Here is a 15,259-nt window from a genome sequence, read left to right on the forward strand (position 1 = left end):
CACCGTAGTTGACCGGAGGTACGCATGCGCCGAACCGCTGCGCGTAGTCTGCGAAAACTCTGCTTGGTGTCCCTTTCCTGTGGTCTGGTCGCGGCCGGTGCCGCCCCGGCCGTGTCCGTCGCCGATGGTCCGTCACCGGGCGGTACGCCGGAGAAGTCGCCGGTCGCCGTCGGGTACGGCGGGGCCGTCGCCAGCGTCGACCCGGACGCCTCGGCCGCGGGCATCGAGGTCCTCCGCGAGGGCGGCAACGCCGTGGACGCGGCCGTGGCGACCGCGGCGGCGCTCGGGGTGACCGAGCCGTACTCGGCCGGGGTCGGCGGGGGCGGCTACTTCGTGTACTACGACGCGAAGAGCGGCAAGGTGCACACCGTGGACGGGCGGGAGACGGCGCCGCGCACCGCGGACTCCGGGCTCTTCCTCGACGAGGACGGCAAGCCGATCGACTTCGCGGAGGCCGTCACGAGCGGCCTGGGCGTCGGCACGCCCGGCACCGCGGCCACCTGGGACGCAGCCCTGGAGGCCTGGGGCAGCAAGCCGTTGAAGCGGCTGCTCAAGCCCGCCGAGCGGCTCGCCGCCGACGGCTTCGTGGTGGACGAGACGTTCCGGCAGCAGACCGCGGACAACGAGGAGCGGTTCGCGGACTTCCCGGCGTCGGCCGAGCTGTTCCTGCCCGACGGCGCGCCCCCGGCGGTGGGCTCGGTGTTCAAGAACCCCGATCTGGCGCGTACCTACCGGGAGTTGGGCCGCAAGGGCACCGACGCCCTGTACCGGGGCGAGCTCGCCGCGGACATCGTACGGACCGTGAACGAGCCGCCGGTCGACCCGGATTCCGACCGCGTGGCCCGCCCCGGCGACCTGTCCCGCGTGGACCTCGCCCGCTACCGGACGCTCCGTCAGGCGCCCACGAAGGCCGCCTACCGCGGGCTCGACGTGTACGGCATGGCACCCTCGTCCTCCGGCGGCACCACCGTCGGCGAGGCCCTGAACATCCTGGAGCACACCGACCTCGGCAACGCCGACGAGGCCGCCTATCTGCACCGCTACATCGAGGCGAGCCGGATCGCCTTCGCCGACCGGGGCCGGTGGGTCGGTGACCCGGCGTCCGAGGACGTACCGACGAAGGAGCTGCTCAGCCAGCGGTTCGCGGATTCGCGCGAGTGCCTGATCTCCGACGACAAGGCGCTGACCAGCCCGCTCGCGCCCGGCGACCCGCGCGACCCGCGGCCCTGCGAGGCCGGGGGCTCGGCGGCTCCGACGACGTACGAGGGCGAGAACACCACGCATCTGACGGCCGCCGACCAGTGGGGCAACGTCGTCTCCTACACCCTGACCATCGAGCAGACCGGCGGCAGCGGCATCACCGTGCCCGGCCGTGGCTTCCTGCTCAACAACGAGCTCACGGACTTCTCCTTCGCGCCCGCGAGCCCGGACGTGCACGACCCGAACCTGCCGGGCCCGGGCAAGCGGCCGCGCTCGTCGATGTCCCCGACGATCGTGCTCCAGGACGGCAAGCCGGTCCTCGCGCTCGGCTCGCCGGGCGGCTCCACCATCATCACCACCGTTCTGCAGACCCTCATCGGCGTGGTCGACCGCGACCTGCCGCTCGTCGACGCGATCGCCGCGCCGCGCGCCAGCCAGCGCAACCAGGAGCGCACCGACCTCGAACCGGGCCTGTACGACAGCTCGTTGAGGGGCGACCTGGAGGCGCTCGGGCACGCCTTCAAGGCCAACCCGGAGATCGGCGCGGCCACCGGTGTGCAACGGCTCGACGACGGCCGGTGGCTCGCCGCGGCGGAGAAGGTGCGCAGGGGCGGGGGCTCGGCCAGGGTTGTGGTGCCGAGCCCCTGACGCTCCGTCGGGAGTCCAGACCGTCGTCCACCAGCGTATGGACGCCGGGGAGCGCGCCGACGTGCCGGTGTGCGGCGCGCGCGGCGCGGTGTTCTGGAAGGAGGACCTGGACGTCGACTCGGGGCCGAAGGACCCCATCGGCGAGGCGTCGTACGCCGCCGCGAAGGGGCTCGGGATCGATCCGGACCCGGTGCGGGGCGGGCGCCGGACGGTGTGACGTACATCCTGTTCCCCGACTCGCGGGCGCGGCCGATCGAGAGTCACCGGGCGGCGGTGGAGAGGGGACGGCTCTGGCGCGGAAGTTCGTGGAGGGCGACTGATGAGGCGTACCCGATCGACGTGGTCTAAAGGGCCTAAAGCGCCGTCAGGATGCGCGGGCCCGCGTCCGTGACGGCGACCGTGTGCTCGGCGTGGGCGGCCCTGCTGCCGTCCTGGGTGCGCAGGGTCCAGCCGTCGCGGTCCGGGAAGAAGCCGTCGGTGCCGCCGCCCAGGAGCATCGGCTCGATCGCCAGGACCATGCCGTGCTTGAGCGGGAGGCCGCGGCCGGGGCGGCCCTCGTTCGGGACGGCGGGATCCTCGTGCATATGGCGGCCGATGCCGTGCCCGCCGAAGCCGTCCGGGATGCCGTAGCCCGCGGCGCGGCAGACGCTGCCGATGGCGTGCGCGATGTCGCCGATGCGGTTGCCGACGGTGGCGGCCGCGATGCCCGCGTCCAGGGCCTCGTACGCGGTCTCCATGAGGCGTACGTCGGCGGGGCGCGGGGTGCCGACGGTGAAGCTGATCGCCGAGTCGCCCACCCAGCCGTCGAGCTTGGCGCCGAAGTCGAGCGAGACCAGGTCGCCGTCGCGCAGCCGGTACCGGGTCGGGATGCCGTGCACGATCGCGTCGTTGACGGAGGCGCAGAGCACCGCCGGGAAGGCGGTGGGCGCGAAGTCCGGCCGGTAGCCGAGGAACGGGGACGCGGCGCCGTGCGCACGCAGCACGTCGTGGGCCACCTCGTCGAGTTCGAGGAGGGTCACGCCGACGCGGGCCGCCTCGCGCGCCGCCGTCAGGGCGCGGGCCACTACGCGGCCCGCCTCTCGCATCGCGTCCAGGGACGCATCCGTCTTGAGTTCCACCATGCCAATTACTATACCGGTATAAGAATGGGGTTCGGGAGTAGAGTGGGTCCATGGTCCGCACCCCCTTGACCCCCGAAGAGCGCGAACGCGGCGAGCGGCTCGGCCGCCTGCTCCGCGAGGCGCGCGGCGAGCGCAGCATGGTGGAGGTCGCGGCGGGTGCCGGGATCTCCGCGGAGACGCTCCGCAAGATCGAGACGGGCCGCGCCCCGACCCCGGCCTTCTTCACGGTCGCGGCCCTCGCCGGAGAGCTGGGGCTCTCCCTGGACGAGGTGCTCGCGCGCTGCGCGGCTACGGGGGAGTCCCTCGCCGCCTAGCGCTCGGCGATGTGCGGGGGACGGTCCCCCGCGGAAATCCCGCCGTAGCGTCGCCGTAACGCCGCCGGTGTCGAATGCTGCTATGGCTGCTGTGGATCAACTACCGGCACGAGTCAGGGAGTTCACGAGCTACTTGAGCGGCCTGCACGGGCGGCTCGACCCGGACGACGGCTGGTGCGGGGTGTTCTGGCAGCGCGACCCCGACGGGATGCGGGCCTGCCTCGACGGCCACGAGATGCCGCCCTGGGACGTCGTGGAGGCACTGCTCCATGACCTCACCGCGGCCGCCGGTGTCCCGGCGGCCGAGCAGGAGCGGCAGATCGCACGCGGCCTGTACGACGCCGCCCTCACCGCGTACGACGCCCGGCCCGGCGCCCGCGAACTCCTCGCCGACCGCCTCGACGTCATGCTCCGCGAGCAGCGGTACGCCGCCGAGCGCCACCGCGAGCTCGCCCACGCTCTGGACGCCGCCGCGTCGCCGGTCGACGCGGACCGGATCCGGCTCGACCTGGCCTGGGCCCGGGACGACCACGAGCGGGCGAGTGCGCGCTGTGCGGAACTTCGGGAGCGGATGGTGGAGTTGGACCGGAGGGCGGGGGAGGGGGCGGCTGACCTTCCGGCTGACGTTCCGGCTGGGGTTGAGGCGGAGCCTTTCGCCCATTCCGTAGCTGTCCCGGCACAGTCCGGCCCCGCACCTGGCCCTGCACCTGCACCTGCCCCTGCTCCCGCCCCTGCTCCTGCCCCCGCTCCCGCCCCGAAGGCCCGCCGCCCGCGCGGCGCCCGTTTCGCCGGGCTCGCGGAGTCGGCCGGGGACGATGCCGGGCCCGCGGCCGAGGCTGTTCTTCCAGCGACGAGTCCCACGGTGCCGACGACGCCCGATGCCGCCGCACCCCGTGGTGCCCGTTTCGCCGGTGCCGAGAAGACTCGCCCCGAGAAGGCGCGGCGGCGCGCAACGCCACGGCCCAAGCCCGAGCCGCCCACCGCCCCCGAGCCCCTGACCGCAGACATGCGGCACGACACCGCCCAGGCCGTATCCGACCTCGTACGCCTCCGCACCGAAGGCCGAGGCGGCGAGGCGCACGCCGTGCTCTGCGACGCCGCGCACCGCCCCGCCGCCCAACTCCCGCTCTTCGCCGCCGAGTTGCACCGAGCCGGGCTCGACGCCGACTGGGCGACGCTGCTCTGGGAGGCCGCATCGCTGCCGCCGGAGCGCCTGGTCGAGGCGGCCGATGCGCTCGCCGCCGCCGGGCGGGCCGAGGACGCCGGGCGGCTGCTGCGGCAGGGTGTCGCCCGGCCCGCGCCCGAGATCGCCGCGGCGGTCCTCGCCCTGGACGACCGGGGCCGGGCCCGCGAGTCGGGCGCGCTGCTCGCGGCGTATCTGCGGGTGCGGACGGCGGAGGACGCCGCGCAGGTGGCCCGGGACGCGCCGGAGCGCCTCGTGCCGCGGCTCCTGGACGCGGCGCGGACGGTCTCCGGTGAGAGGTACCGCGATCTCGTGCACGCGCTGCGGGTGGCGGGCCTGAGCGGCTGACGGGGCATAGAAGCCCGTCCGCGTTTGCGGATGTCGGATGTCGGATGCGGATACGGAATCGGGATCGGCATCGGAATCGGAATCGGAATCCGGAAGACACTCACCCCCACGGGTCTTGCCCCGGGCTGTGACGAGGCTTACGTTCGTCCCTCTACGCCCTGTTCTACGGGCGTAGAGGCTCTCTGACGTACCGTCGAAGGAGCAGCTCATGGCCCATGTCGTACGCGCCGCACTGGTCCAGGCGACCTGGACGGGCGATACCGAATCAATGATCGCCAAACACGAGGAGCACGCCCGGGAGGCCGCCCGGCAGGGAGCGAAGGTCATCGGCTTCCAGGAAGTGTTCAACGCGCCCTACTTCTGCCAGGTCCAGGAGGAGGAGCACTACCGCTGGGCCGAGCCCGTGCCGGACGGGCCGACCGTGCGCCGCATGTGTGAACTCGCCCGCGAGACCGGCATGGTGGTGGTCGTCCCGGTCTTCGAGGTCGAGCAGCCCGGCCTCTACTTCAACACCGCCGCCGTCATCGACGCCGACGGCTCGTATCTCGGCAAGTACCGCAAGCACCACATCCCGCAGGTCAAGGGCTTCTGGGAGAAGTACTACTTCAAGCCCGGGAATCTGGGCTGGCCGGTCTTCGACACCGCCGTCGGCAAGGTCGGCGTCTACATCTGCTACGACCGGCACTTCCCGGAGGGCTGGCGGCAACTCGGCCTGAACGGCGCCCAGTTGGTCTACAACCCGTCCGCCACGTCGCGCGGCCTGTCCGCGTACCTCTGGCAGCTCGAGCAGCCCGCGGCCGCCGTCGCGAACGAGTACTTCATCGCGGCGATCAACCGGGTCGGGCAGGAGGAGTACGGCGACAACGACTTCTACGGCACCAGCTACTTCGTCGACCCGCGCGGCCAGTTCGTCGGCGACCCGGCGAGCGACAAGGCCGAGGAACTCATCGTCCGCGACCTCGACTTCGACCTGATCGAGCAGGTGCGCAACCAGTGGGCGTTCTACCGGGACCGCCGCCCGGACGCGTACGAGGGACTGGTGCAGCCGTGATGGACAAGGCAGACCTGCACCACCGGCACCAGGCCGTCCTGCCGGACTGGCTCGCCCTCTACTACGCCGAACCGATCGAGCTCACGCACGGCGAGGGCCGCCACGTCTGGGACGCCGAGGGCAACAAGTACCTCGACTTCTTCGGCGGCATCCTCACCACCATGACCGCGCACGCGCTGCCCGAGGTCACCAAGGCGGTGAGCGAGCAGGCGGGCCGGATCATCCACTCCTCCACGCTCTACCTCGACCGGCCGATGGTCGAATTGGCCGAGCGCATCGCGGCGTTGTCCGGCATCCCGGACGCCCGGGTCTTCTTCACCACCTCGGGGACGGAGGCCAATGACACGGCGCTCCTCCTGGCCACCGCGTACCGCGGCTCGAACCAGGTCCTGGCGATGCGGAACAGCTACCACGGCCGTTCCTTCAGCGCGGTCGGCATCACCGGCAACCGCGACTGGTCGCCCACCGGCCTCTCGCCGCTGCAAACGCTGTACGTCCACGGCGGCGTCCGCACCCGCGGCCCGTTCGCCGACCTGAGCGACGCCGACTTCATCACGGCCTGCACCGCCGACCTGGAGGACCTGCTCGGGCAGACCCGCGGCGCGGCCGCCCTGATCGCGGAACCGGTGCAGGGCGTGGGCGGCTTCACCTCACCCCCCGACGGCCTGTACGCCGCCTTCCGCCAGGTCCTCGACCGCCACGGGGTGCTGTGGATCTCGGACGAGGTGCAGACCGGCTGGGGCCGCACCGGCGAGCACTTCTGGGGCTGGCAGGCGCACGGCCGCAGCGGCCCGCCGGACATCCTGACCTTCGCCAAGGGCATCGGCAACGGCATGTCCATCGGCGGCGTGGTGGCCCGCGCGGAGGTGATGAACTGCCTCGACGCCAACTCCATTTCGACCTTCGGCGGCTCGCCGGTCACGATGGCGGCGGGCCTCGCGAACCTCACGTACCTCCTGGAGCACGACCTCCAGGGCAACGCGCGCCGCGTGGGCGGGCTCCTCCTGGAACGGCTGCGCGCCATCGGCGCCACGACGCCCTGCGTACGGGAGGTACGCGGCCGGGGCCTGATGACCGGCATCGAACTCGTACGCCCAGGCACCGACGAGCCGTACCCCGAGGCGGCCAGCGCGGTCCTTGAGGCGGCCCGCGAGGGCGGCCTGCTCATCGGCAAGGGCGGCGGCCACCACACCAGCGTGCTGCGGATCGCGCCACCACTGACCCTGACGGTCGCGGAGGCGGAGGAAGGGGCGCGGATCCTCGCCGGGGCGCTGGCGTCCGTATAAGCCGTACGCCCGTATCCCCATCCCCGTACCGGCTCGTACCGCCCTGACCGCTCGTACCGCCCTGACCGCCGTGGATGAGCCCGCCGTACCCGTACCGCCGTACAGCCAAGTTGGGAGAGTCAGAGATGACCCGCACACTGATCACCGGCGGCCTGGTCGTCACGGCCGCCGACGAGACACACGCCGACGTACTGATCGAGAACGGCCGGATCGCGGCCCTGGCGGCCCCGGGCACCCAGGACTGGGCGGCGGGCTCGGACCATGTCATCGACGCCACAGGCAAGTACGTGATCCCGGGCGGGGTGGATGCCCATACGCATATGGAGTTGCCGTTCGGCGGCACCTTCGCGTCGGACACGTTCGAGACGGGGACGCGGGCGGCGGCCTGGGGCGGTACCACGACGATCGTGGACTTCGCGGTGCAGAGCAAGGGACAGGCGCTGCGGGAGGGCCTGGACGCCTGGTACGCGAAGGCGGACGGCCAGTGCGCGATCGACTACGGCTTCCACATGATCCTGTCGGACGTGAACGAGTCGTCCCTGAAGGAGATGGACGGCCTCGTCGCCGAGGGAATCAGCTCGTTCAAGCTGTTCACGGCCTATCCGGGCGTCTTCTACAGCGACGACGGGCAGGTGCTGCGGGCGATGCAGAAGGCCGCGGTCAACGGCGGGCTGATCATGATGCACGCGGAGAACGGCATCGCGATCGACGTCCTCGTGCAGCAGGCACTCGCCCGCGGCGAGACCGACCCGCGCTACCACGGAGAGGTGCGCAAGGCGCTGTTGGAGGAAGAGGCCACGCACCGGGTGATCCGCCTCGCCCAGGTGGCCGGGGCGCCGGTGTACGTGGTGCACGTATCGGCCCAGGAGGCGGTCGCGGAGCTGGCCCGGGCGCGGCACGAGGGCCTGCCGGTGTTCGGCGAGACCTGCCCGCAGTATCTGTTCCTGTCCACGGACAACCTGGCGGAGCCCGGCTTCGAGGGCGCCAAGTACGTCTGCTCAACTCCCTTGCGCCCCAAGGAACATCAGGCGGCACTGTGGCGGGGCCTGCGCACGAACGACCTCCAGGTGGTGTCGACGGACCACTGCCCGTTCTGCTTCGTGGGCCAGAAGGAGCTGGGTCGCGGGGACTTCTCGAAGATCCCGAACGGCATGCCGGGTGTGGAGCACCGCATGGACCTGCTGCACCAGGCCGTCCTCGACGGGCATATCTCGCGGCGCCGCTGGATCGAGATCGCCTGCGCCAGCCCTGCGCGGATGTTCGGCCTGTACGGCAGGAAGGGCACGATCGCGCCGGGCGCGGACGCGGACGTGGTGATCTACGACCCGCACGCCGAGCAGACCCTTTCCGCCGAGACCCACCACATGAACGTGGACTACTCGGCGTACGAGGGAAAGCGCATCACCGGGCAGGTGGAGACCGTCCTGTCGCGCGGTGAACTCGTCATCGAAGGGCGGGAGTTCGTCGGCCGCGCCGGGCACGGGTTGTTTGTGGCGCGGGGGACCAGCCAGTACGTCGGCTAGACGGTGGCCACCAGCAGGTCCTCGCCGGTGGACGGGCTCAGGCCGTCCGTCCGGTCGGCGAAGTAGCGCTGCGCGAGGTCCGGGGCCGAGACGTGCCGGGCGTCCCGGAACCCGGCCTCGCGGGCCAGCGCCCGCATCTCCTCCGGCGCGAAGAAGCTGACGAAAGGGGTCCCGGAGGCACGCGCGGACTTCGTCGTCGTACGGAGCACGGAGCGGTCCTGCGGCGCGAGGAGGTCGGATGGCACCAGGAACGAGGTGGCCAGGGTGGAGCCCGGGGCGAGCGCCGCGACCTGGCGCAGCGTCGCCGCGGTCGCGGCCTTCGTGAGGTACATGGAGACGCCCATGGACGCCACGACCGCCGGTCGGCCCGGATCGAAGCCGTCCGCCACCAGCCGCTCCCACCAGGACGAGCCCGCCTCGAAATCGACCGGCACGAGCCGCAGCCAGTCGGGCACACCGAACCCGAGCTCGATCAGACGCCGCCGCTTCCACGCCTGAGAGTCCGGCTGGTCGACCTCGAACACCCTCAGCTCGGCGGCGACTTCGGGCCTGCGCTGGGCGAAGGTGTCCAGGCCCGCCCCGAGGATGACGTACTGCGTGACCCCCTGACGGGCCTGCTCCACGACCAGGTCCTCGACGAAGCGGGCCCGGGCCACGATGGCGGCCCGCATGGTGCGCGTGGCTTCCTTGTCCATGTCGGGGCGGCCGGGCCAGTCGTCGTCGGGTGCGGCAAGGCGCAGGCCGATCTCGTCGTGCAGGACGGGTGGCGACGCGTCGACCCGCAGGTGCAGGGCCCGCCACAGGGCGACTCGTACGGCCGTGCTGTCCATCGCTGTGTTCTGCTCGTCGCTCTGCTCGTCGCTCTGGTGGTCGCTCTGGTGGTGGCTCTGGTGCTCGCTCTGCTCGCTGCTCTGCTCGTCGCTCTGCGAGTCCTGCATGGTGTCCGCTCCTGTGGCCAGGCTTTTCCTCGTCCGTCACCACCACGCTAGGCAGGCGGCCGTTCCCAGCGCTTCTTCAGAATTGCGGTCCGTTCCCGCCCCCTCCGAGCAGGGCATACGACAAGTCCCCACGCCCCGGCGCGCGCTCTTGCCAACCCCTTGGCGGAGGTCCACGATTGACGCTTCCCTCAGGTCCCTCAGGACTCCAGCAGGAGCGCAAGGAGTACGCCATGGACTTCGGACTCGTCCTGCAGACCGATCCGCCGGCCTCCGCGGTCGTGGGCCTCATGCGGCGCGCGGAGCGCAACGGCTTCCGCTACGGCTGGACCTTCGACTCGGCCGTGCTCTGGCAGGAGCCGTTCGTCGTCTACAGCCGCATCCTGGAGCACACCACCAAGCTCACCGTCGGCCCGATGGTCACCAACCCCGGCACCCGCACCTGGGAAGTGACCGCCTCCACCTTCGCGACCCTGAACGACATGTACGGCAACCGCACCATCTGCGGCATCGGACGCGGCGACTCCGCGATGCGGGTTGCCGGGCGGAAACCCAACACCCTGGCCCGGCTCGGCGAGGCCATCGGCGTCATCCGGGATCTGGCCGAGGGCCGCGAGGCGGAGGTGGACGGCCGGGCGCTGCGCATCCCGTGGATCAAGGAGGGCCGTCTGCCGGTCTGGATGGCGGCGTACGGCCCCAAGGCCCTCGCGCTCGCGGGCCGGAAGGCGGACGGGTTCATCCTCCAGCTGGCGGACCCGTTCCTGACCGAGTGGATGATCAAGGCGGTACGCGAGGCCGCCGCGGACGCCGGGCGGGACCCGGCGGACGTGAAGGTGTGCGTCGCCGCGCCCGCGTACGTGAGCGACGACCTGGCGCACGCGCGCGAGCAGTGCCGTTGGTTCGGCGGCATGGTCGGCAATCACGTCGCCGACCTGGTCGCCAAGTACGGGGAGCACTCCGGGCTCGTGCCCGAGGCCCTCACCTCGTACATCAAGGAGCGGGAGGGCTACGACTATCGGCACCACGGCCGGGCCGGGAACCCCGACACCGCCTTCGTACCGGACGAGATCGTCGACCGCTTCTGCCTGCTCGGCCCGCCCGCGGCCCACATCCAGAAGCTGCGGGCGCTGCGCGACCTGGGCGTCGACCAGTTCGCGGTGTACGCGATGCATGACGCGCGCGAGCAGGTCATCGACGCGTACGGTGCCGAAGTCATCCCGGCGCTGAGCGGGCCGCGTTAAGAAGTGCCTCATCAGTCGCCTGCAGCGGGCATCCGGTGCCGACGCGCGCCTCAAGGTCGGCTCGCAGGGCGGCGAGCTCGGCCATGCGGGCGTCGATGACTTGGATCTTCCCGTTGAGCAAGGCAGACAGTGCTTCCGCGGCATCCGGCGCCTCGCGAAGTTCCTCGCCGTGCCGTGCGATCTCCGCCAGTGAGAATCCGAGCGACTGCGCGGTGCGGATGTAGTGCAGCCAGGTCACTGTCTCGGGCGGGAAGTCGCGATAGCCGTTGGTCAACCGTCGACCTGTGACGAGGCCGAGCTTCTCGTAGAACCGAATGGTGTCCTTCGTGATGCCCGCTTGTGCGGCCAGCTCTCCGATACGCATGCCCCTCCGTCGGATCAGGCTTGACCTTGGAGCGTACTCCACTGTTTAGCGTGAAGCGTCGCTGCCCAACACGACACCACTGCGGTGCGCCCGGTGGCCAAGCGCGTGGCCACCTGGTGGACCAAGTGGCCCACCACGACGCGAACTGACTGCGCGTCAACGCATTCCAACCGCATACCTGGAGGGGGAACATGATGCGCATCCATCACCTGAACTGCGGCACGATGCAGCCGGTCGGCGGGCGACTCATCAACGGCAACCGGCTGCCGTTCCGGACCGCCCGGATGATCTGCCACTGTCTACTGATCGAGACCGACCAAGGATTGGTGCTGGTGGACACCGGGGTCGGCCTGTGCGACATCGCCAGCCCCGGGCAATCCCTGGGCCGTGAATTCCTGTTCCTCACCCGTCCGCGCCTGGACCCTGCCGAGACAGCGGTGCGCCAGGTAACCGGACTGGGATACGCGGTCGACGACGTCAGGCACATCGTCTTGACCCACCTCGACCTCGACCACGCCGGCGGGCTGCCCGACTTCCCCAAGGCAAAGGTTCACCTCCACGCGACCGAGCACCAAGCCGCGATGAGGGCCGCCACACGGGCTGAACGTCTCCGATACCGAGCCGGCCAATGGGCCCATGGGCCCGACTGGGTCACCTACAACACCAGCAGCGGAGACCACTGGTTCGGCTTCGAGGGTACGGCAACTCCAGGGAATCTCGGCCGACATCGCGCTGATACCGCTGCCTGGGCACACCCGCGGCCACGCCGGTGTGGCGGTGCGCCGCCACGGGGAAACGGAGAGCGCAACCAGCCCCCAATGGTTGCTGCACGCCGGGGACGCCTACTTCTCCCATGGCGAGATCGATCCACGCGCGCCACGCTCCACGCCGGGATTGGCCCTCTTCCAGACCCTGGTCCAGGTCGACGGCCCAGCCCGCCACCGCAACCGGGCCCGGCTGCGCGAACTGGTCAAAGACCATGGCGATCAGATCGAAATCTTCTCCGCCCATGATCCGGTCGAACTTGACCGCTACCGGTAGAACGAGCCGCGGACCAGGCCAGGCGATGTGTTCCCGCCACTTCCTGACACCCGGCAGTCATGCGAACCGTCCGGGACGACAGATCCGGCCAACGGCCCGCGCCCGGCCACGCCGCCGCACAGCCGCGATGCTGGCTTCGAGGGTCAGGCCACGGTGTGCAGTTGCTATTCCTTACGTGGTCAACGGCATATGTCTGGTTTTCGGTACATGGCCGGTTTGACTTGGTTATTAACCGAAGCTCGACGCGTACTTTCGCTATGTCTCCAAGGGGGACGGTATTCATCAGTACGGCCATACGGATGGGTGCCGCACAAACGTCCGACAGTCAAGGGTGCTACGACGTCAAGAACGTCGACGGCACGAAGAGTCATTGACGCATCATCAACCCTGCGACGCATGGAGGCCCTGAAAGAACATGGCTATTTCTCCTAAGACCGGAGAAGTCCCCGGCCCCGCCGATTCCGGGAGCGAAAACGCAGTGGGGGCGACTTATAAGCCCACAAGGTTTATGCGTCACCCGCTGACGCGGAAGAATCAAAGGGAGCTTGGAATTCTCACCAGTGAGGACCCGCCCATCCTGGGCAGGTGGCGGGAGTGGGAAGAAATGAGCAGGCTGGAGGAAAAGCCCCCGAAATGGGATGAAGTAAGGGGGAAATGGGATAAAGTGAAGGGGAAGGTCCAGAAGAAGTCGCGCGATGAGCCGGAGCGATGGATCGCTCCTGTCGGGTTCTCCATAAACAAGGTGACCTATGGCACCTTCCCGAAGGGGGACTCGGCTCACCGGCGGGGTTGGCGCACCTACATGAATATGGGTGTGCCGCTCATCGAGGAGCGGAGCGACATTCAGCAGCCTCCTCCTGACGTGATCTATCAGAATTCGTTCGTCAACCGAACCGACCCCCGGCCGGTGAGGTGGACCGCCTCTTTCGAGTTCACGATTTCAAACACGATCAGCTGGGAGCTCAAGGGGGAAATACAGCTCAAGTTCGGGGCCAAAGCCATCTCATCACTGCAGCAGCAACTGCAGAAGAGCATGGCGATGAAGCAGCATCAGAAAAGCACCCAGCTCAACAGCAAGGATCGTCAGGGCAGCGACTCAGAGTCCCAGATGGAAGCGACGAGTACGACAACGGCCACGAGTTCGGCCACCGGAACCAGTGAATTGTGGTCGGAGCTGATGCTTGGGATCGCTGCTTCTGTCAGCGGTTCACTGACCACCGAGTTCAAGGGCTCGTTCTCGGTCAGCGGGGAGGTCGAAAGCCGGGCCGTCGTCAGGGCCACGCAGCGACGTAAGGTGAGCAAGTTCGACTATGAACTCCCTATCACCTTTGGTGGGGTCGTCGCCCTGTATTACGACGAGCCGGTGGAGTTCGACAGTATTGAGAATATTCCGGGAGAGGAGGATGACGACACACGGAAGCGCGCGCAGACTCAGGATCAAAGCGGACAGACCGAGCCCGAGAAACACTACAAAGTAGTTGCACGCGCGGTCGATGTCCTCGAGCTGATCGAAGGAGACAAAAAGTACTTCACCCAACAAGGGGAAGCCGAAATCGTCTCTGTCCTCGCCGGGGATGCCGAGGTCTTCGAGCTCGAAGCGCTCACGCTCAACGACGGCATCAAAGACAATCAGGAGGCGCCTTTCTACAGGACTTGATCTTACGTCCATCAGGAAAACCAGGAGGGAAGCTCATGCCTGTCGACAAAGACTCCAACAGTAGTAAAGACGAAGCGGACTCCGCCGAAAAGTCACCCTTCGGCATCCTCTTCAACGGCGGTGAAGCAGGCGCCGGTTCCGCCGAGAAGGCGGCTGAGGATCTCGAAGGAGATACTCCTGGTGCCGGAAAAGGCGCTTGGGATGATGAGGAAGAGAGCGTCTCGGGGAGCGTCTCCGGGTACGTGCACGACTTGGAGAGCGGGCGCGACCCGTGGCACCCGCGCCAGACGGCGCACGGGGCGTTGGATGTGATGAGGGGATTCCTCAGCCCCCATTTCAATAAATTCCAGACGGCAGCCGGTGAGCAGCGTGAAGCCAGCGAGAATCCTAAGTCGACGTCCAGTATGGCATCGTCGACTCTGAAATCATCGGCCGAGGAAGATACATTCAGAAATGCGGTGAAGATCAGCGACGAAGACCAGCCGAGTATCAGCGAAGAAGCGAAAAGGAGACTGAAAGAGGCTCACTACCAGACCGAGGGCGCCGTCTTGATCGTCGGCAAGTTCGGAGAAAGCGCCTATGACGTCGCGCTGGTCCCCTCGGACCACAGCCAGGCATACGTCGTCACGAGCAGCTCGCTGTACAAGGTGGATCTCACCGCCGGCACCAAACGCAAGCTCGTGACGAGCGAGCCCCTGGGCTCGCCACGCGGTGTGGCAGTGGACGGGAACAACAATGCCTATGTCACCGACTACAGCGGCGGTCGTGTGCTCCGGGTGAACCTGTCCACCGGCGAGACCGAGACGATCGTCACCGGCGTGAAGGCGTTCGGCATCGCGCTGGACGAGACGGGCAAGAAGGCCCACGTCACCGACTACGACGCCGGGAAGCTGTTCGCGGTCGACCTGGAGAGGAAAGACCAGAAGGAGTTGATCGCCGATGGCCTGGGGCAGTCCACCACCGGAGTAGCCCTGGACGGGAAGGGCAAGGCGTACACCGGCCACTGGAATCGGGGAGATCTGTGGGAGGTCAACCTCCCGCCTGATGCCCCCGGCAAGCGCCAGGTGGCCGAGGATTCCGGAGCCTACTTCGGAATAGCGCTGGACGGGCGTACGGCCTATGCCGGCGAGCATCTCGACGACTGCCTGTACAAGGTCGACCTGGGCACCGGCAAGCGGAGCATTGCGGTCAGGAAGACCGGCGGCAACTTCTCCCCGCTCGGTCTCGCGCTGGACAGCGATAATGCCGTGCTCTACGTCACCACCTATGAGGGCGGCCAGCTGTGGCGGTTCTCCCTGGGCGTCCTCCGAAGCCCCGAGTTGATCGAAATTACGCCGGGAGTGTAAG

At 69.0% G+C, this 15,259-nt stretch carries 14 protein-coding genes and 1 pseudogene; 12 read left to right on the forward strand and 3 right to left on the reverse strand.

Annotated features, from left to right (window positions below):
* Positions 1-24: 24 nt before the first annotated feature.
* Positions 25-1,848 carry a gamma-glutamyltransferase gene (ggt, locus tag ACWD10_RS18755; RefSeq protein ID WP_451092247.1) on the forward strand — a complete coding sequence of 608 codons (1,824 nt, stop codon included), beginning with the start codon at positions 25-27 and terminating at the stop codon, positions 1,846-1,848.
* 37 nt (positions 1,849-1,885) lie between these two features.
* The gene (locus tag ACWD10_RS18760; protein ID WP_451092249.1) at positions 1,886-2,065 is read left to right on the forward strand and encodes a hypothetical protein; all 180 of its coding nucleotides are present in this window, start codon (positions 1,886-1,888) and stop codon (positions 2,063-2,065) included.
* A 136-nt stretch (positions 2,066-2,201) separates the two neighbouring features.
* On the opposite strand, the gene map is transcribed toward ACWD10_RS18760, so the two are convergent.
* A complete protein-coding gene (gene map, locus ACWD10_RS18765; protein WP_451092251.1) occupies positions 2,202-2,969 on the reverse strand; it encodes a type I methionyl aminopeptidase in 768 nt (255 codons plus the stop codon).
* 50 nt (positions 2,970-3,019) lie between these two features.
* Here map and ACWD10_RS18770 point away from each other — a divergent pair, with 50 nt between their 5' ends.
* From ACWD10_RS18770 to hydA, 5 genes are all read left to right on the forward strand, one after another.
* Positions 3,020-3,283 carry a helix-turn-helix domain-containing protein gene (locus tag ACWD10_RS18770; protein ID WP_451092253.1) on the forward strand — a complete coding sequence of 88 codons (264 nt, stop codon included), beginning with the start codon at positions 3,020-3,022 and terminating at the stop codon, positions 3,281-3,283.
* Positions 3,284-3,365: 82 nt separating this feature from the next.
* A complete protein-coding gene (locus ACWD10_RS18775; RefSeq protein WP_451092255.1) occupies positions 3,366-4,814 on the forward strand; it encodes a hypothetical protein in 1,449 nt (482 codons plus the stop codon).
* 208 nt (positions 4,815-5,022) lie between these two features.
* Positions 5,023-5,865 (forward strand): nitrilase-related carbon-nitrogen hydrolase, encoded by an 843-nt coding sequence (locus ACWD10_RS18780; RefSeq protein ID WP_451092257.1) that lies wholly within the window; start codon positions 5,023-5,025, stop codon positions 5,863-5,865.
* Positions 5,865-7,151, forward strand: a complete 1,287-nt coding sequence (locus tag ACWD10_RS18785) for an aspartate aminotransferase family protein (RefSeq protein ID WP_451092259.1) — start codon at positions 5,865-5,867, stop codon at positions 7,149-7,151. Before ACWD10_RS18780 ends, ACWD10_RS18785 begins: the two co-directional genes overlap by 1 nt.
* Positions 7,152-7,276: 125 nt before the next feature.
* The gene (gene hydA / locus ACWD10_RS18790) at positions 7,277-8,674 is read left to right on the forward strand and encodes a dihydropyrimidinase (RefSeq protein WP_451092261.1); all 1,398 of its coding nucleotides are present in this window, start codon (positions 7,277-7,279) and stop codon (positions 8,672-8,674) included.
* Here hydA and ACWD10_RS18795 read toward each other — a convergent pair.
* Positions 8,671-9,504: a class I SAM-dependent methyltransferase gene (locus tag ACWD10_RS18795; RefSeq protein ID WP_451092381.1), complete on the reverse strand. Its 834-nt coding sequence runs from the start codon at positions 9,502-9,504 to the stop codon at positions 8,671-8,673. The genes hydA and ACWD10_RS18795 overlap by 4 nt on opposite strands.
* A 338-nt stretch (positions 9,505-9,842) precedes the next feature.
* On the opposite strand from ACWD10_RS18795, the gene ACWD10_RS18800 reads away from it, so the two are divergent.
* A complete protein-coding gene (locus ACWD10_RS18800) occupies positions 9,843-10,850 on the forward strand; it encodes a TIGR03842 family LLM class F420-dependent oxidoreductase (protein ID WP_451092262.1) in 1,008 nt (335 codons plus the stop codon).
* Here ACWD10_RS18800 and ACWD10_RS18805 read toward each other — a convergent pair.
* Positions 10,822-11,214 carry a MerR family transcriptional regulator gene (locus tag ACWD10_RS18805; RefSeq protein WP_451092264.1) on the reverse strand — a complete coding sequence of 131 codons (393 nt, stop codon included), beginning with the start codon at positions 11,212-11,214 and terminating at the stop codon, positions 10,822-10,824. The two genes, ACWD10_RS18800 and ACWD10_RS18805, sit on opposite strands and share 29 nt — an antisense overlap.
* A gap of 284 nt (positions 11,215-11,498) precedes the next feature.
* Between ACWD10_RS18805 and ACWD10_RS18810 the strand changes: the two are divergent.
* From ACWD10_RS18810 to ACWD10_RS18825, 4 genes and pseudogenes are all read left to right on the forward strand, one after another.
* Positions 11,499-11,867, forward strand: a pseudogene (locus ACWD10_RS18810) (MBL fold metallo-hydrolase); the annotation flags it as partial.
* A gap of 169 nt (positions 11,868-12,036) precedes the next feature.
* The gene (locus ACWD10_RS18815; RefSeq protein WP_451092395.1) at positions 12,037-12,255 is read left to right on the forward strand and encodes a hypothetical protein; all 219 of its coding nucleotides are present in this window, start codon (positions 12,037-12,039) and stop codon (positions 12,253-12,255) included.
* 604 nt (positions 12,256-12,859) lie between these two features.
* Positions 12,860-13,912 (forward strand): gluconolaconase, encoded by a 1,053-nt coding sequence (locus tag ACWD10_RS18820; protein ID WP_451092266.1) that lies wholly within the window; start codon positions 12,860-12,862, stop codon positions 13,910-13,912.
* 35 nt (positions 13,913-13,947) lie between these two features.
* Positions 13,948-15,258, forward strand: coding sequence for a hypothetical protein (locus ACWD10_RS18825; RefSeq protein WP_451092268.1), 1,311 nt, complete (start codon positions 13,948-13,950; stop codon positions 15,256-15,258).
* Position 15,259 lies beyond the last annotated feature (1 nt).

Source organism: Streptomyces sp. NPDC002851 (genome assembly GCF_053591935.1).